General features: G+C 70.7%; 20 protein-coding genes. 8 read left to right on the top strand and 12 right to left on the bottom strand.

What is annotated here, in order from left to right:
* Positions 1-296 precede the first annotated feature (296 nt).
* Positions 297-512, top strand: a complete 216-nt coding sequence (locus ID574_RS31490) for a hypothetical protein (protein WP_188192610.1) — start codon at positions 297-299, stop codon at positions 510-512.
* Between the two features lie 161 nt (positions 513-673).
* On the top strand, positions 674-1,813 hold the full coding sequence (locus ID574_RS31485) for a cystathionine gamma-synthase (protein WP_188192609.1): 1,140 nt from the start codon (positions 674-676) through the stop codon (positions 1,811-1,813).
* Between the two features lie 10 nt (positions 1,814-1,823).
* Here ID574_RS31485 and ID574_RS31480 read toward each other — a convergent pair whose 3' ends face one another.
* On the bottom strand, positions 1,824-2,255 hold the full coding sequence (locus ID574_RS31480) for a DUF2269 family protein (RefSeq protein ID WP_188192608.1): 432 nt from the start codon (positions 2,253-2,255) through the stop codon (positions 1,824-1,826).
* A gap of 10 nt (positions 2,256-2,265) precedes the next feature.
* A complete protein-coding gene (locus tag ID574_RS61845) occupies positions 2,266-2,391 on the bottom strand; it encodes a hypothetical protein (protein WP_262496074.1) in 126 nt (41 codons plus the stop codon).
* A gap of 139 nt (positions 2,392-2,530) precedes the next feature.
* Here ID574_RS61845 and ID574_RS31475 point away from each other — a divergent pair, with 139 nt between their 5' ends.
* Both ID574_RS31475 and ID574_RS31470 read left to right on the top strand, forming a co-directional pair.
* Positions 2,531-2,953, top strand: coding sequence for a DUF6292 family protein (locus ID574_RS31475; RefSeq protein WP_223167255.1), 423 nt, complete (start codon positions 2,531-2,533; stop codon positions 2,951-2,953).
* A 150-nt stretch (positions 2,954-3,103) separates the two neighbouring features.
* Positions 3,104-3,976, top strand: coding sequence for an alpha/beta hydrolase (locus ID574_RS31470; protein WP_188192606.1), 873 nt, complete (start codon positions 3,104-3,106; stop codon positions 3,974-3,976).
* A 57-nt stretch (positions 3,977-4,033) separates the two neighbouring features.
* On the opposite strand, the gene ID574_RS31465 is transcribed toward ID574_RS31470, so the two are convergent.
* The 3 genes from ID574_RS31465 to ID574_RS31455 are packed head-to-tail and all read right to left on the bottom strand — an operon-like array spanning position 4,034 to position 5,512.
* The gene (locus ID574_RS31465; protein WP_188192605.1) at positions 4,034-4,525 is read right to left on the bottom strand and encodes an SRPBCC domain-containing protein; all 492 of its coding nucleotides are present in this window, start codon (positions 4,523-4,525) and stop codon (positions 4,034-4,036) included.
* On the bottom strand, positions 4,479-4,859 hold the full coding sequence (locus ID574_RS31460; protein WP_188192604.1) for an ArsR/SmtB family transcription factor: 381 nt from the start codon (positions 4,857-4,859) through the stop codon (positions 4,479-4,481). The genes ID574_RS31465 and ID574_RS31460 overlap by 47 nt, the downstream gene beginning before the upstream one ends.
* Positions 4,859-5,512, bottom strand: coding sequence for a DUF998 domain-containing protein (locus tag ID574_RS31455; RefSeq protein WP_223167254.1), 654 nt, complete (start codon positions 5,510-5,512; stop codon positions 4,859-4,861). Before ID574_RS31455 ends, ID574_RS31460 begins: the two co-directional genes overlap by 1 nt.
* A 204-nt stretch (positions 5,513-5,716) precedes the next feature.
* Between ID574_RS31455 and ID574_RS31450 the strand changes: the two genes are divergently transcribed.
* Positions 5,717-6,049, top strand: a complete 333-nt coding sequence (locus ID574_RS31450) for a hypothetical protein (RefSeq protein ID WP_188192603.1) — start codon at positions 5,717-5,719, stop codon at positions 6,047-6,049.
* Between the two features lie 16 nt (positions 6,050-6,065).
* Positions 6,066-6,287: a hypothetical protein gene (locus tag ID574_RS31445; protein ID WP_188192602.1), complete on the top strand. Its 222-nt coding sequence runs from the start codon at positions 6,066-6,068 to the stop codon at positions 6,285-6,287.
* A gap of 18 nt (positions 6,288-6,305) precedes the next feature.
* Here the strand turns inward: ID574_RS31445 and ID574_RS31440 are convergent, their stop codons facing one another.
* From ID574_RS31440 to ID574_RS31425, 4 genes are all read right to left on the bottom strand, one after another.
* A complete protein-coding gene (locus ID574_RS31440) occupies positions 6,306-6,761 on the bottom strand; it encodes a GNAT family N-acetyltransferase (protein ID WP_188192601.1) in 456 nt (151 codons plus the stop codon).
* A gap of 32 nt (positions 6,762-6,793) precedes the next feature.
* Positions 6,794-8,749, bottom strand: a complete 1,956-nt coding sequence (locus ID574_RS31435) for a vWA domain-containing protein (protein WP_188192600.1) — start codon at positions 8,747-8,749, stop codon at positions 6,794-6,796.
* 30 nt (positions 8,750-8,779) lie between these two features.
* A complete protein-coding gene (locus tag ID574_RS31430) occupies positions 8,780-9,523 on the bottom strand; it encodes a hypothetical protein (protein ID WP_188192599.1) in 744 nt (247 codons plus the stop codon).
* Between the two features lie 62 nt (positions 9,524-9,585).
* Positions 9,586-10,983 (bottom strand): sigma 54-interacting transcriptional regulator, encoded by a 1,398-nt coding sequence (locus ID574_RS31425; RefSeq protein ID WP_188192598.1) that lies wholly within the window; start codon positions 10,981-10,983, stop codon positions 9,586-9,588.
* Between the two features lie 171 nt (positions 10,984-11,154).
* Here ID574_RS31425 and ID574_RS31420 point away from each other — a divergent pair, with 171 nt between their 5' ends.
* On the top strand, positions 11,155-12,339 hold the full coding sequence (locus tag ID574_RS31420; protein ID WP_188192745.1) for an FIST signal transduction protein: 1,185 nt from the start codon (positions 11,155-11,157) through the stop codon (positions 12,337-12,339).
* On the top strand, positions 12,336-13,544 hold the full coding sequence (locus ID574_RS31415; RefSeq protein WP_188192597.1) for an ROK family protein: 1,209 nt from the start codon (positions 12,336-12,338) through the stop codon (positions 13,542-13,544). The genes ID574_RS31420 and ID574_RS31415 overlap by 4 nt, the downstream gene beginning before the upstream one ends.
* Before the next feature lie 164 nt (positions 13,545-13,708).
* Here ID574_RS31415 and ID574_RS31410 read toward each other — a convergent pair whose 3' ends face one another.
* The 3 genes from ID574_RS31410 to ID574_RS31400 all read right to left on the bottom strand — a co-directional run bounded on the left by ID574_RS31410 (position 13,709) and on the right by ID574_RS31400 (position 16,388).
* Entirely contained in the window at positions 13,709-14,320 is a 612-nt protein-coding gene (locus tag ID574_RS31410; RefSeq protein WP_188192596.1) for a hypothetical protein, read from the bottom strand.
* 68 nt (positions 14,321-14,388) lie between these two features.
* Positions 14,389-14,934 (bottom strand): RNA polymerase sigma factor, encoded by a 546-nt coding sequence (locus ID574_RS31405; protein ID WP_188192744.1) that lies wholly within the window; start codon positions 14,932-14,934, stop codon positions 14,389-14,391.
* A 74-nt stretch (positions 14,935-15,008) separates the two neighbouring features.
* Complete coding sequence (locus ID574_RS31400; RefSeq protein ID WP_188192595.1) at positions 15,009-16,388, bottom strand: M1 family metallopeptidase; 1,380 nt, start codon at positions 16,386-16,388, stop codon at positions 15,009-15,011.
* Positions 16,389-16,461 lie beyond the last annotated feature (73 nt).

Raw genomic sequence — 16,461 nt, 5'->3', positions numbered from 1 at the left:
CGCGATGCCGCACGCGCCGCAGAGCGGCACGAGCCACTGGTAGCCCCCGGTGGTGACGGCGAGCACCAGATCGAGCATGAGCATCATGCCGAGCCAGCCGAGCATCGCGATCTCGCTCAGCCGCCGGATCCAGTACACGAGGCGTTTGGAGTCACCCACGGCCCCGAGCCTAGGCCGGAAGTCGGACATGTCGTATCAACCGTTCGGCCGAGACGGTCCGTCACAGACCGATCCTTCAGTGGAGGCGGTGACCGGGGGACGTCACCGATGCTGGATATGTCGGAAAGGGGACAGAGATGGTTGCCATCGGGTTCGCATTACTGGGAGTCGGGCTGGTCGTCGTGGTGATGCTCGCGCTGGCCGACCCGGTGCTGCTCTCCCGCATCAACGGGGAGCCCGCCGAGGGCGGCAGCGGCCGGTTCATCGACGTGGACAAGGCGGGCGACGCCGACGTCGTACGGCTCGCGCCCAGGCCGGGCGGGGGGGACCGCCGCGCGCCCAAGGCGGCCTGACGACCCGGCTCGCGCGGGCATGGTGCGCGAGCCGCGCGGGCGGCCGTTGGGGGATGGCGCCCGCACCGCGGCCCGCGGTCCACTGGGGACGGACCGCGGGCCGTCGCCCGCCGGTCCAACCGAGGACGGACCGCGGGCCGTCGTCCGTTAACGTGGCCTCTATGAGCAACGGTTTTGAGACCCTGGCCATCCACGCAGGTCAGGAGCCCGACCCGCTGACCGGCGCGGTCGTGCCACCGATCTACGCCACGTCCACCTACAAGCAGGACGGCGTGGGCGGCCTGCGTTCGGGATACGAGTACAGCCGCTCGGCCAACCCCACCAGGACCGCGCTCGAACAGGCGCTGGCGGCCGTGGAGGGCGGTGCGCGCGGGCTCGCGTTCGCGTCGGGGCTCGCCGCCGAGGACACCTTCCTGCGTACCGTCTGCAAGCCGCAGGACCACGTGATCATCCCCGACGACGCGTACGGCGGCACGTACCGGCTGTTCGCCAAGGTCCACGAGCGGTGGGGCCTGCACTACGACCCCGTCCCGCTGCACGACCTCGACGCCGTGGCCGCGGCCATGACGCAGAAGACCAAGGTGGTCTGGGTCGAGACGCCCACCAACCCGCTGCTCGGCATCGCCGACATCGCGGCGCTCGCGCGACTGGCCCACGACGGCGGGGCGCTGCTGGTGGTGGACAACACCTTCGCCTCCCCCTACCTGCAGCAGCCGCTCTCCCTGGGCGCCGACGTCGTCGTGCACTCCACCACCAAATACGTGGGCGGGCACTCCGACGTGGTCGGCGGTGCGCTGATCGCGGCCGACGCCGGCCTCGGCGAGGAGCTCGCCTACCACCAGAACGCGATGGGTGCGGTCGCCGGGCCGTTCGACGCCTGGCTGACGCTGCGCGGGCTCAAGACCCTCGGCGTCCGCATGGACCGCCACTGCGACAACGCCGAACGCGTCGTCAACCTGCTGCTCGCGCACCCGCGCGTGACCGAGGTGCTCTACCCGGGGCTGCCCGGGCACCCGGGGCACGAGGTGGCCGCCAAGCAGATGAAGCGGTTCGGCGGCATGGTGTCGTTCCGCGTCGACGGCGGCGAGGAAGAGGCCGTGGCGGTGTGCAACCGGACGAAGCTGTTCACACTGGGCGAGTCGCTCGGCGGGGTCGAGTCGCTCGTCGAGCACCCCGGCAGGATGACGCACGCCTCGGCGGCGGGGTCGCCGCTGGAGGTGCCCGCCGACCTGGTGCGGCTGTCGGTCGGCATCGAGACGATCGACGATCTGCTCGCCGACCTCAGCCAGGCGCTCGGCTGACGGGTGCGGATCAGCCAGGGACCACCATCAGGAAGAGGATCACCAGCCAGATCACCGAGAGCAGCCCGCTGATCGCGGCGATCCGGCCGTTCTGGGCCTTGGCGTCGTCGGCCGCGTCCTCGCTCTTCAGCGCCCGTACGGCGGTGCGCAGGTCGCGGTCGATGATGACGAGTAGCACGGCGGCCACGATGAACAGCGTCATCGAGGCCGTCATGTACCACCTGCCCAGCACCCCGCCGGGCAGGACCGCGCCGAGCGCCAGCCCGAACACGAACACGCCGATCGCGCCGAGGCTGTAGATCCTCGTCGTGCGCTGGATGAACTCCAGCGCGGGCACGTTCTTGTTGCGGATGGCTCGGGGCGCGGCCATCGTCGCGGCGGTGACCGGGCCGATGGTGAAGATCGCGAAGCCGATGTGCAGCCAAAGAAGCAGGGACGACATGCGGGAGAGACTAGTCCCCGACGATCTCGCTGCGGGACTCGACACTCTCTTTGCTCTCTGCGGAGCTGCGCATGATGAGCTCCATCGCCGCGATCGTGACGACCATCAGCACGAGGAGGATAACCGTGGCAATCATGGGCTCACCTTCTTCCCCGTGGCGGACATAAATATCGTCCTTAATGACTAGACGGTCGTGCAACGGAATAAGTTCGTCGCCTGTAGGGTTGCTAACCGCTCCGTTTTCCTTACCGTCAGGGCACAAGGGGGTGCCGTCCGTGGCCATCAGGCACGTCGAGCCGTATACCGACGAGTGGCTGCAGCAGCCGATCAGCTACGTGAGCCAGGTCGTCGACCGGCTCGGAGCCGAGGTGGTCGACTGGTGGGAGGGCCCCTGCGATCCGCGTGACGCCACGCTGAAGCTGGCCGACGGCAGTGCCCTGGTGTGGGACGAGGAGAGCGGCTGGCGGCTGGGCCGATTCGTCTCGGGCGGCCGTGGCCGCCACACCGAGCTGACCGGCGTCCGCTACCTCGGGCACGGCCTGCTGCCCAGGCCGGAGCGCGTGCCCTCGGCCTTGAACGACGCCCGCGCCGGAGTGGGCGCCAGCACGGCCTGGCGTCCCTGCTACCGCTCCCACCGCAACTGCCGCGACGGCTTCGACCTCGCCCTCGACTTCTACTCCCGGCTCGTCGACGCCTGAATCCCCACCCCGCAGGGTGCCGGCCGATGAGTTGCGCCGCTCCCGTCCGTCTCCATGGCCTGAAGGATTCCGTGAGTGGGATCCGCGAACCTCAGGGCATACACGAGAGCGACGGAGCGCCGGAAGGGCCTCCGTGAGAAGGAGCGACCGATGATCGAGCCGAAGACCCACACCCTCGACGTCCCCGGGGCCGTCCTGCACTACGACGTACGCGAGGCCCAGGGCAGCACCGCGCCCATCCTGCTGATGATCGGGTCGCCGATGGACGCCAGTGGATTCGGCACCCTGGCCGGATATTTCCAGGATCGCACGGTGGTGACCTACGACCCGCGCGGGGTCGGGCGGAGCAAGCGGAGTGACGGCGCCGCCGAGTCCACGCCGGAGCTGCACGCCGACGACCTGCACCGGCTGATCTCCGCGCTGGGCGGCGGACCGGTGGACATCTTCGCCAGCAGCGGCGGCGCCGTCAACGCGCTCGCGCTGGTGGCCCGGCACCCGGAGCAGGTGCATACGCTCGTGGCCCACGAGCCGCCGGCCGTTCAGGTGCTTCCCGACCGCGAGGAGGCGCTGGCGGCGGTGGTGGACAACCGCCGCACCTACGACCGCGACGGCTTCGGCCCGGCGATGGCGAAGTTCATCGCGATCACGAGCTGGACCGGCCCGTTCCCGGCGGACTTCGCCGATCGCCCCGTGCAGAATCCGGCCGAGATGGGGCTGCCCACGCAGGACGACGGCTCGCGTGACGACGCGTTGTTCGGCCAGAACCTCATGACGTGCACGCACTACGCGCACGACTTCGACGCGTTGCGCAAGGCGTCGACGCGGATCGTGGTGGGTGTGGGGGTCGAATCGGAGGGCCAGCTGTGCTACCGCGCCGGGGTGGCGGTCGCCGAACGGCTCGGCACGAAGCCTGTGGTCTTCCCCAGCCACCACGCCGGTTTCCTCGGCGGCGAGTTCGGCATGCAGGGCGATCCCGACGCCTTCGCCGTGACGCTCCGCCAGGTGCTCGACGGGGACATTTGAACTAAGCCGGACCGGGCCCGCTCGCTCTCGCGGGGCCCGGTCCGCTTCACCGGCGTTTCAGGCCAGCGTCGCCGCCAGCTCCGCCAGGCGGTCCAGCTGCTCCAGCACGCCCTTGGCCATGCCCTGGGAGATCGCGAAGGCGAGCACGTCCTCGGAGGGGAAGCGGGCGTGGTGGCGGAGCCTGGTCTTGCCGCCGCCGAGGTCCTCCAGGCTGATCGTCTCAATCGCGGGCGGTCCCTCGGGGCCGACGTCGAACAGCGACGTGCGGACGAGCCGCTCGGGCGGGACGACCTCGAGGTATTCGCCCTTGTAGGGCGCCTCTCCCGTCTCGAACTTGTTGATCCAGCGCCACCTGCCGCCGGGCCGTACGTCCATCTCGACCACCTCGGTGGTCGAGCCGCGCGGCCCCCACCAGTGGGGGATGTGCTCGGGGGTGGTCATGGCCGCCCACACGGCCTCGCGCGGAGCGTCGAAGACGCGCTCCATGAGGAGTTCGTCGCCCTCAGCGGTCATGGTCGTGGTCTCGTCGCCCAGGTTCTGTCGTGTCATGTTCTGCTCCTTCGAGTGTGTTCCGCAGGTACTCGTCGAGGCGGTCATAGCTGGCGCCGAGGAACGCGCGGTACTGCGTCATCCAGGCCGCCACCTCGCGTAGCGGTTCGGGCCGCAGGCGGCACGGGCGCCATTGGGCCTGCCGGCCCTGCTCCACCAATCCGGCCCGTTGCAGGACCTTCAGGTGCTTGGAGATCGCCGGGAGCGTGAGCTGGAACGGCTCGGCCAGTTCGTTGACCGTGGCCTCGCCGCCGGCCAGCCGCGCCAGGATGGCCCGCCGAGTGGGATCCGCGAGCGCGGCGAAGGTGACGCTGAGCGGATCGGTGTGGGCCATCACGTATGCCGTGCCGGGGCGGGGGCGGTGGTGGCGAGTCCTCGCATCAGCCGGCTCGCCACCGCCCCCACGAAGCCGAACTGGACGGCCGTCGCCGCCACCAACCGCAGGCTGAGGCTGTCCAGGTCGGGCCACGCGCTGACGACCAGGATGGCCACCACGGCGGCCACGCTCGCCCACATCCAGCCGCGCTGCCCGTGGGCGGCGAACCGGCGGGCGAGCACCAGGGCGGCCGCGATCGTCCCGATCAGCGCGAGGACGAATCCGGCCTGGTGCAGCATGCCATGCCAGCTGATCGCCGGAGGCGCCCCGGCCGGAGCTCCGGGCGGGAACCCGGCGCCGGCGTCGGTGACGAACACCCCTCCCATGACCAGGCCGATCCCGAGGGCGCCGACCAGCAGCGGTCCCCAGGCCGAGCCCCGGCCCTCGCGAAGCGCGCGCCGCATGCCGATGGCGCACGCCACATACAGCAGGCCGGTCACCACGAAGTTGGCGATCTGGATCCAGCCCAGCTCGCCCAGGCTCAGCAGGCTGATCGGGTGGCGGGCCGGGTCGAAACCGTCGCGGGTGAGCGCTTGGACCAGCCACACCACGAGGAACAGCGGCCCTGCGACGACGCCGCAGGCCAGCAACTGGGCCGTCCGCTGAGACACGGGCTTCACCTCGTCTCGTAGTTTCCATGTTGGTTAATTAACTATTCTGGAAACTACGAGGCTCTGTCAAGCCCCGGATTCCCGGATGCCGGACCTGGTGGGGTTGACCGTTCTGGCGCTGCCGGGCGAGCGGGAGGGCATCCGGCGTTCACGGCCGCGGTCGGGCTGCCGGCCCAGCTGCCCGACGACGCCGCGGAAGCGGCGTTGCGCACCCGTACCGTGCTGCTGGAGGGCCAGATCGCGGAGCTGGAGGCGCAGCGGGCCGGGCTGGAACGGCACGATGAGCTGAGAGGGCCCCGGCCGCGTGCACCAACACGCCTGCCGGGGCCGGATCGGAACACCTCGCGTCTCACCCGCGAGCCCACCGCCTGGACCAGGCCGCTGCAGCTGATCGTCGCGGTGGGTTCGGTCCTGACCACCATCGGCACCGCGATCGTGCTCGGCTACGTCATTCCCGAGGCCATCGCCCCCGCCTTTCCCGGCCTGAGCGGGGACGAGGTCGACACCTTCCTGGTCGGCCGGCGATCGTCGGCGTAATCTTCTGATCGCCAACATGGTCGGCATCCTGGCCATCTGGAACAAGGCGTGGATCGGCCTCGCGCAGGGGATCTGCTTCCTCACCTTCGACCGGGAGGAGGTGGGGCTGCGGGAGCTGGGTAATGCCGCGTCGATCCTGGCCGACGGGGCCGGTGGGCTGCCGGCCCTGGTGATGCTCGGCTTCCTCCTGCGATACCGGGCCGCGTGGGCCTGCAGGCGGGTGCCCGCTCGCCCGTAGCCGCCCCAGGCGGTCCGGCTAGTCTCGGAGCACGAGCATGACGTGCTCGTCCTCGCCGTGCCGGACCGTCCCCTCGCGCTGGAAGCCGACCCTCTCCAGGAGCCGCACCGACGCGGTGTTGCCGTGGAACGGGTCGGCGTAGAGGGGGCGGGTCTTCTCCTGGCTCAGGAAGAGGGTGAGCGCTCGGGTGCCGATGCCGCGGCCCCAGAACTCGCGGCCGAACCAGTAGCCGATGAAGCGCCGCTCTCCTTCCGTCCAAGCCACGATATTTCCGGCCAGATCGTCGCCCACCATGACCGCCTGCACGTAAGCGTCCGGGTCGTCGAGGATCCGGGTGCGCCAGTGGGTCAGGAACCGCTCCCGCGGCCGAGCGGGGAACCTCGACCTCCGCTGGGCCTCCGGATCGTGCTCCTGCGCCAGGAACACCTCCAGATCCGCCTCGACCACGTCTCTCAGCCGCACCTCGTCGTCCATGCCGAGCGAGTCTGGCACGGGCGACCGACAGTTCAGCGGGCGCGGCGCAGCCGGAGGAAGTCGCTGACGACGTACTCGCCCAGGCGCTCGGCGCTCGGCGAGAACACGCGGCCGCCGTTCCTGCGGGCCACCTCGTCCACGAACTCCTTCAGCCGGTCGTCCGCGGCCAGCATGAACACGTTGATCGTGGCCCGCCGCCGCGTCATCTTGTCCACCTCGGCCAGCGTGAGCTCCAGCGTCTCGTGCGACGGCGGCCACTCGAAGGCCGACCTGCCGTTGCGCATGAGGTGCGCGGTGGGCTCGCCGTCCGTGACCACCAGCACCACCGGCTCGAAGTCGGGGTGGCGGTCGAGGTGGCGGCCGGCGATCAGCAGGGCGTGGTGCAGGTTGGTGCCCTGGACCATGTCCCAGTCGAGGCCCGCCAGCTCGTCGGGCTGCAGCACCCTGGCGTAGTTGGAGAAGCCGATGATCTGCACCGCGTCCTGCGGGAACTTCGAGGCGACCAGCGCCTGCAGAGCCAGCGCGGTCTGCTTGGCGGCGGCCCACGTGCCGCGCAGGGCCATCGAGTACGACAGGTCGACGAGCAGGCAGACGGCCGCCGCGCTGCGGCGCTCGGTCTCGGCCACCTCGAAGTCGTCCACGGACAGCCGCACGGCCGTTCCCCCGGGGCTGACGCCGCCGTTGCGTACGCCGTTGACGAGCGTGCGCACCACGTCGAGGGGCTGCTCGTCGCCGAAGCGCCACGGCCGCGACGAGCCCGTGAGCTCCCCGGCCGAGCCCGCGTCGTGCTGGTCGTGGTCGCCGCGCCGGCCCGCGTCCAGTGAGGAGAACACCCGGCGCAGCGCTGTCTCGCCGAGCCGGCGCACGGCCTTGGGCGTCAGCTCCAGCTTGCCGCGGCGGCGCAGCAGGTAGCCCTGCTCCTCCAGCTCCCGTTCGATGCGCTTGAGCGCCTCCAGGTCGTCGACCGCCGAGCGGCCGAGCGCGCGGCGTACGGCGGCCTCGTCGATGTCGTCCAGCCGGGCGCCCGGGTAGTCCTGGCGCAGGGCCGTCTCCAGCTGGGTGAGGTCGGCCAGCTCCTCCAGGGCGGTCACGGCGTCGCCCATGCCCAGGGGCTCCTCGCCGGTGAGCCGCTCCGGGGCGTTCCAGGCCAGGTCGGGACGGCGGGCGTAAAGGGCCTCGCCGAGCCGGCGCATCTGCTCGGACAGCCCCGCCTGGTCGAGGGTCTGGTTGATCAGGTTGCTGAGCTCCTCGCGCTGGCGCGGGGTCATCGAGGCCAGCATGCGCTGGGTGGCGGCGGCGCGGCGGGCCAGGATGTCGACGAGCTCCTCCAGGTTGCGCGGCTTCTCGGGGAACAGGTCGCCGTATTTCTCCATGAAGGCGTCGAAGTCCGCCTGGGTGTGCTGGCCGCGGGCGTCCTTGTCCAGCATGTCGTTCAGATCCGACATCATCTGCCGGATGCGCTCCATGGCCTCCGGGTCCGGGTTGGCCAGCGCGTCCCGCAGCCCCCTGAACTGGCTGTCGAGGACCTCCCGCCGCAGCAGGTCACGCAGCTCCTCGAAGGTCTGGCGGGCCGCGGCCGAGCGCCAGTCGTACGCGTTCAGCTCCTGGATGGCGCTGGCCGTGTCGTCGGGCAGCGCGTCGAGCTGGGTCTCACGGAACCGCGCGTCGTCGGACGGGTCGGGGAACAGCTCCGCCCGCTCCTGCCCGATGGCTTTGTCGAGCAGCGCCCGAGCCTTCTCCAGCGTGCCGTCGAGCCGGCCGCGCTCGCGCAGGTCGCGACGGCGCCGACGGACCTCCCTGAGCATGTCGTCGAGACCGCGCCGGTCCTGGGCGCCGGGCAGGCCGCGCTTGAGCAGGTCGCGCAGGGCGTGGACCGGCGTGGAGCCCGACAGGATGGCATCGCCCATCTCGTCGAGCGCCGCTCGCACGTCGTAGGGCGGGGCAAGGGGATCGGGGCCGTCGTGGTACTCGCCATAGCGGAAGGCCATCACGAGACCACGCTAACCCGGAATGTCCGCCTACGCGTCCCCGTAGACCTCCCACACTTCGTCGATGCCGCCGACCTCGGGGGAGTAGCGCAGCTGCGCCAGCACCGGGTGCTTGACGGACTTCAGCACCTTGGTCAGGTCGCCCGCGGTGCAGGCCTTCTCGCCGAGCCCGTTCCTGTCGGCGTTGACCGGGCGGCCCGTCAGCCAGCCGTCCCCGCAGCGTTTCGTCACCCGGTAGAAGGCCGTGGTGTACGAGTAGCCCAGTTTGATCTTCTTGCCGCGGGTCTCGAACAGGAGGGTGGTGTCGTTGATCCGCTTGATCGTGCCCTGGGCGGTGCGAGAATTCGGCCACTTGTCGACCAGGATCTCGTTGACCTTGACGGCCTTGGTCCCCGTGTACTCGATCCGCAGCGGCTTGACACCGCGTCCGAGCTCGCTCGCCAGGTGGCCGGGCTTGCAGACCGTCCGGCCCAGGCCCTTGGCGTCCACCGCGACCCGGCCCTCCGTCTCCTTCAGGTCGCAGGCCACGGTCAGCCGCCCGAACGCGGTGCCCGTGTAGTCCAGCCGCACCTCCGTCGCGCCCGGAATCGTCTTGAGCCGGTAGCTCAGGAAATCCTTCTGCTTCACGAACGTCGCCGACTTGGGGACGACCCGCAGGTGTCCCTTGCCGTCACCCCAGGCGTATCCGTACACGACCTTGGTGGCGGCCTCCGCGGGCGTGGCGAAGGCGCTCAGGGCCAGAGCGGCGGCAGTGGCACAGACGAACACGCGCATGGGCGGTCTCCCCCGTCAAATGTGATGAGCACTCTCTATGACGCGGGAATCCGTCCATCCGTTCACGTACGGTAAACGGCGACTCCGTCAAGATCTTCCTTGGACAGGCGCCGCATGAGGTAAAGGCCCTCCAACGCGAACTCCAGCGCCGCCGCGGCGTGGCCCGGCGACTCCTCGCCCGCCCCCATGCCCAGCCTGGACATGATCTTTGCCAGGCCGGCGACGGGACCCATCCGGTGCAGCAGCTCGCCGGCCGGGACCAGCTCGCCGGACTCCACCTGGTTGCCCTCGGCGAACTTGTCGGTCACCGCCGACAGGTCCATGCCGCCCAGCCGGGTCCTGAACGTCTCCGCCGTGGCCCGGCGCAGCAGGTGGGCCAGGATCTCGGTCTCCCTGCCCTCCTCGCTGACCTCGAACTCCACCTTGCCCCGCAGGCTGTGCACCACGCAGGCCAGGTCGATCACGCGGGTGACCGGCTGCTCCTCGCCCGCGATGGCCGCCCGGCGCACCGCGGAGGCCGCGGCGGTCTCGGCGGCGGCGATCGAGAAGCGCGCGGACACGCCGGAGCGGGAGTCGACGGCGGTGGACTCGCGGACCAGCCGGGTGAACCTGGCGATCACCTCGACCAGGTGCTCGGGGATGTCGGCCCCGATGTCCGGCATGGACTCCTGACGGATGAGCGTGAGCTCGTCCTCGACCGTCAGCGGGTAGTGGGTGCGGATCTCGGCGCCGAACCGGTCTTTCAGCGGCGTGATGATCCGGCCCCTGTTGGTGTAGTCCTCGGGGTTGGCGCTGGCGATGAGCAGGATGTCGAGCGGCAGGCGCAGGTTGTAGCCGCGCACCTGGATGTCGCGCTCCTCCAGCACGTTGAGCAGCGACACCTGGATGCGCTCGGCCAGGTCGGGCAGCTCGTTGACGGAGAAGACGCCCCGGTTGGTGCGCGGCACGAGCCCGTAGTGGACGGTCTCGGGGTCGCCGAGCGTGCGCCCTTCGGCGATCTTGATGGGGTCGACGTCGCCGATCAGGTCGCCCACGGAGGTGTCGGGCGTGGCGAGCTTCTCGCCGTAGCGCTCGTCGCGGTGCTTCCACGCCACCGGCAGCTCGTCGCCCAGCTCCCGCGCCAGCGTCTGGCAGCGCGTGCAGACCGGCGCGTACGGATGGTCGTTGATCTCGCACCCCTCGACCACCGGCGTCCATTCGTCGAGCAGACCGGTGACGGTGCGGATGAGCCGGGTCTTGCCCTGGCCGCGCTCGCCGAGGAGGACCAGGTCGTGCCCGGCGAGGAGAGCGCGCTCCAGGTGCGGCAGGACCGTGTCGTCGAACCCGACGATCCCGGGGAACCTCGGCTCGCCCGCCCGTAGCCTGGTCAGCAGGTTTTCCCTGACCTCGGCTTTGACGGTGCGATGAACGTGGCCGCTCTCTCGCAGTTCGCGGAGAATTCGTGGCTGTGGCTGATGCACGGGATCGAGACTACGTCCCCTGCGTGGAATGTGGCAGAGAGTTTCGCATCTGGCGGAGATTTCGGATCTTGACTATTGCGTGACGGTTCGTGCGCGTGCTTGTCCCTTTAGTGGGGAGAATCGGGCCTAGGGAACTTGGACATGTCGAGGGAGGCGAGACGCGTGGCCTTGATGACAAGCCGCTTCGCCGACGGCCTCGCCGTGGGTTCCGACCTGGTGGAGGCCGCGCAGAACGCCGTCGGCCAGGCACTGTCGAGGCTCAGCGGCCAAGCCGACCTGGTCTGCTTCTTCATCTGCGGTGACGATCCCGAGGACGTCGCGAGGGCCGGACAGGCCGCGATGAAACTCGCGCCCGAAGCGCACGTGATCGGATGCAGCGCCACCGGAGTGATCGGCGACGGACAGGGAGTGGAGCTGACGCCTGCCGTGAGCGCCTGGGCGGCGACCCTGGAAGGGGCGCGGCTGACCACGTTCGCGCTGGAGACGCTGGCCGCCGAGGACAGATTCGTGGTCGTCGGGCTGCCCGAGCGCAGCCCGGATGATCACGTGGCGATCCTGCTCGCGGATCCGTACACCTTCCCGACCGACGCGTTCGTCGAGCGCTCGGTCGACGTGCTCGGCGAGCTGCCGCTGATCGGCGGGCTGGCCAACGGGCTGCAGGGGAGGGGCTCCGTACGGCTCTTCGCCGACGGCGAGATCTACACCGAGGGTGCGATCGGGGTGCTGCTCAGCGGCCCGCTGAAGGTCAGCACCGTGGTCAGCCAGGGTTGCCGGCCCATCGGGCCGAGCATGGTCGTCACGGCGTCGGAGGACAACCTGTTGCTGGAGCTGGCGGGCCAGCCCGCGCTGGCTCGGTTGGAGGACATCGTCAGCGAGCTGGACGAGGACGATCGCGAGCTGGTCGCCGCCGGTCTCCAGATCGGCGTGGCCATGGACGAGTACGCCGAACGCCACGAACGAGGCGACTTCCTGATCCGCGGCGTCATCGGCATCGACCCCGAACGCGAGGCCGTGGCCATCGGCGACATCGTGGAGATCGGCAGGACCGTGCGCTTCCAGGTTCGCGACGCGGCCACCGCGGACGAGGACCTGTACGACACGCTCGACGCCCACCGGGAGCGGCTCGGGAAGGTGGACGGGGCGCTGCTGTTCTCGTGCAACGGGCGGGGCTCGGCCATGTTCGGCACCGCGGACCACGACCCGGTCGCGCTGCGGGACACGCTGGGGCCGATCGGTGTGGCGGGCTTCTTCGCCGCCGGCGAGGTCGGCCCGGTCGCCGGTCACAACCACGTGCACGGCTTCACCGCCTCCGTCCTGGTCTTCTCCAGCACCACGGGTACGGCGGAGCGCCCGTGATCCTCGCCATCGACGTCGGCGGCACCAAGATGGCCGCCGGCCTGGTGACCCACGACGGCACGGTGGCGCGTTCCGCGCGCGTCGCGACGCCGCAGGGTGCGGACGCCGAAACGCTGTGGAAGACGCTTGCCGCGCTCGTCGAGCCCCTCGCGGAGGGCGTGGACGGCGTGGGGGTGGGCTGCGGCGGGCCCATGGCCTGGCCCGGCGGCGAGGTCTCGCCGCTGAACATCCCCGGCTGGCGCGGCTTCCCCCTGCGCGCCCGGCTGGCCGGGCGTTTCCCCGGTCTCCCGGTACGCCTCCACAACGACGCCATCTGCCTGGCCGTGGCCGAGCACTGGAAGGGGGCCGGGCAGGGGAGCGCGGACATGCTCGGCATGGTCGTGTCCACGGGCGTGGGCGGCGGTCTGATCCTCGACGGGCGCCTGGTCAACGGCGGGACGGGCAACGCCGGGCACATCGGGCACGTGGTGGTCGAGCCGGAGGGCGGGCCCCGGTGTGGCTGCGGCGGTCACGGCTGCCTGGAGGCGGTGGCCCGCGGCCCGGCCCTGACCTCCTGGGCCCTGTCCCAGGGCTGGATCCCGAGCACCACGTCCTCCCCCGAACCGGCACCGATCTCCCCGGCGCCTGCTGCGACGGCGAGGGCGGTCGCGGAGGCCGAGGCGGGTGGGGCGGCGCCGACCGCCACCCTTCAGGCCGCCCCTGGGACGGCCCCGCACTCCGGGTCGCCCCTTGCCGCGCATGCGATGCCGGGCGCCGCCCCGCAGCCCGCGCCGGGGTCGGAGGTGCGTGGTGAGGCGGAGGTTCAGGACGACGGCGCGTATCGGGGCGAAGGCGTGTATCAGGACGACGAGGCTTACCGGGAGGATCGGCCTGTTACGGCGCGGATGCTGGCGGCCGACGCGCGGGCCGGGGATCCCGCCGCGGTGCGGGCCATGCGCAGGGCCGGGCGGGCGCTCGGCATCGCGATCGCCTCGGCCACCCACCTGTGCGATCTCGACGTGGTCACCATCGGCGGCGGCCTGTCGCAGGCGGGCGAGCCGCTGTTCGGCCCGCTGGACGAGGCGCTGCGGGAACACGCCAGGATGGGGTTCGCCCGCCGGGTCAAGGTCGTGCCCGCCGCCCTGGGCCAGGAGGCGGGTCTGATCGGCGCCGCGGCGCTGATCCTGGCGGGGGAGAGCTACTGGACCCCGGCCCGCGACCACTGAACCCGGACGCGCCCCCTGAACTCGCGCGCGAAACGGCGAAGGCCCGGCGCCGCTGCTCCGGATGGAAACGGCGAAGGCCCGGCGGCCCCGCTGCTCGGGAGGGCCGCCGGGCCGTGCGGGCCGGCGATGCGCGACGTGAGGAGGGATCGCCCGCCCCAGGAGTGCTACTGGGTTTGCTGGTTCAGGCTGGGACCGGTGTCCTCACCGTCCGTCTTGGAGTCGAGCCCGGACTCGGGGGCGCCGTCGCCACCGCGGCCATCGGCCGGCGGCTGCGGCACCGCAGTGACCTCGCAGTCCGCGACCGCCCCCTTCACGATCTCCAGCGACATCGCGAACGGCGCTTTGTCGTCACCGTCCTTGCTCTTGGACACGGCCAGGACGAGCGTCTCGCCCGCCGGGACCTGACCCTCCTCGATCTTGAACGAGATCCCGTTCGCTTCCTTGGTGAGGCTCGTCGAGAACTTCCCGCTCGCGCTCCCCTGCTGACCGCGCGGCGACTTGCAGATCTGCCCCTCGGGCAGGTAATCCACGACCGCCTTGACGCCCGCGTCGGCCAGCTCGGCCTCGAGCCCCTCGGGATCGGTGAACGCGTTGATCTGCACGCTCACCGAGCCGTCCGTGCTCTTGGTGACCGCGTACGCCGGGGCGCCGGCGACCCCGTTGAGCACCACCACCGCGGCCGTGGCGGCCGCCGCGACCCCCGCCGCCGCGGCGGACAGCCCTACGAAGCGCCGCCGTCGCGAGCCGCGCTGATCCGGTGTCACAGTGGTCGTCATCCTGTCCTCCGCCGTTCTCGTCGTGATCTCTTCCTTGAGTGCACTGAGAAGGCGCTCTTCGAAATTGCTCATGCCTGTCCTTCCACGTACACAGCTGCCGGCGAAGCGACTGTCTCCAGGGTTTTCCGGGCTCGGTGGAGTCTGACCCGCGCGGTGACCTGCCTGATGCCCAGGGCCGCGGCGGCTTCGGCGACGGTGAGCTGGTCGATCGCCACGAGTTCCAGCACCGCGCGCTCGCCTTCGGGAAGCTCGGCCATGGCCTCCAGGGCACTGCGCATCCGGCGCTCGGCGTCGATCCGCTCCTCCATCCTGACGAGATCGTCGTCGTCCATCAGCCGGCGACCCGCGACGCGGCCGGTGGCCCGCGCCTCCCTGGCCGCTTTGCGGTGCTGGGCCGACACGACGTTGCGCGCGACGCCGTACAGCCAAGCGATCTCGCTGCCCCGGCCGGGGACGTAGGTGTGAGCCGAGTCCAAGACCGCCAGGAAGATGTCCGCCGTGAGGTCCGCGGCGAGATGAGGGTCGCTCACCCGCCGGGCCACGAATTTCAGTACGGCATCAACGTGGCGGCGATAAAAGGCCTCAAAGGCCGCAGGGTCTTCGTTGAGGCGCATCGCCTGCAATCCCTTTCGTCGTTCGCCTTACACCCCGTACTTGGACCGAGCGACGAAAAGCGTTTCCGCACGGGTCAGGACGGCTTGCGGGGCTGGAAGAGCCAGGCGTCGAAGAGGGCGCCGAGCTCCTTGCCCGACATGCGCTCCGCGAGCTCGATGAACTGGTCCGTCGTGACGTGACCGTAGCGGTGGTCGGCGGCCCATGTGCGCACCAGCGCGAAGAACGTCTGGTCGCCGACGGCCTTGCGCAGGGCGTGCAGGGTCATGGCGCCGCGTACGTAGACCGACTGGCTGAACAGGTCGTGCGGCCGGGCCCGGCCGGGCGGATAGGCCCACATCGGGTCGTCGGCCGGGCGCTTGGCATAGTCGTCGAACGTGGCCTGGGCGGTCTTCCTGCCCTTGTGCTCGGCCCACAGCCACTCCGCGTACGTGGCGAATCCCTCGTTGAGCCAGAGGTCCTTCCACAGCTTGATGCTCAGGCTGTTGCCGAACCACTGGTGGGCCAGCTCGTGCGCGATGATGCTCTCGTCCGGGTGGAAGCCCCCGTAGAGCGGCTTGGTCTGGTTTTCCAGCGCGTATCCGGCGGCGAAGTCGTCGATCACCCCGCCGGTCGACCCGAACGGGTAGGGACCGAAGACCGTGGCCCAGTGGTCGGTCACCTCGGCGGAGGTCTTGTAGAGGCTGTCGAGCGAGGACTTGAACCTGGGGTCGGCGGCCGCCAGGTTGGGGATCCCGCCGGGCGTGCGGCCCTCGCGCAGCTCGAACTTGCCCAGCGTGGCCGTCGCGAGATAGGTCACCATCGGGTGCCGCTCGCGCCACCGGTAGGTGGTCTTCCCGCCCGAGCACGCGGGCCGCCCGGCCATCTCCCCGTTGGCCAGTGCGGTCACCCCGGCGGGCACGGTGATCGTGAAGTCGAACGTGGCTTTGTCGGCGGGGTGGTCGTTGCTGGGGAACCAGGTCTTGGCGCCATTGGGCTCGGCCGCCACGAAGGCGCCGTCGCCCGTGGGCATGAAGCCGTATGTGCCCAGGCTGCCGGCGTCCTTGATCGGCTTCGGTACGCCGGAGTAGGACACTTTGACGGAGAAAACGGCGTCGTCCGCGATCGTCCCGGCGGGCCGCACGGTCAGCTCGTCGCCCTGACGGCTGAAGGTGGCGGAGGCGCCGTCCACGGTGATCGCATGGACGTTGAGCCCGGCCAGGTCGAGGTTGAACGCCGACAGGTCCTGGGTGGCGGCGGCCCGGATGGTGGTCACGCCCACGAGCCGCTTGCCGGCCGGGGTGTAGTCGATGGCGACGTCGTAGTGGGCGACGTCGTAGCCCCCGTTGCCGTCCTTGGGGAAGTCGGGATCGCCGATGCCGGGCGCGCCCACCATGGGCTCGCTCGCCGCCGATGAGCAGCCGAACACGGTGACCAGCGCCGCCAGCGCCGCAAGCCGGCGCCTGTTGGAACGCATTGGCGAGAACAGCCCCCTTCGATGAGTGACCAGAATATTACGCTGGGTCATGCTCTCACGACGAGCGTCCTCA

This window comes from Nonomuraea sp. SYSU D8015 (genome assembly GCF_008065375.1).
Lineage (GTDB): Bacteria > Actinomycetota > Actinomycetes > Streptosporangiales > Streptosporangiaceae > Nonomuraea.
This window is presented reverse-complemented; position numbering and strand designations above follow the sequence as displayed.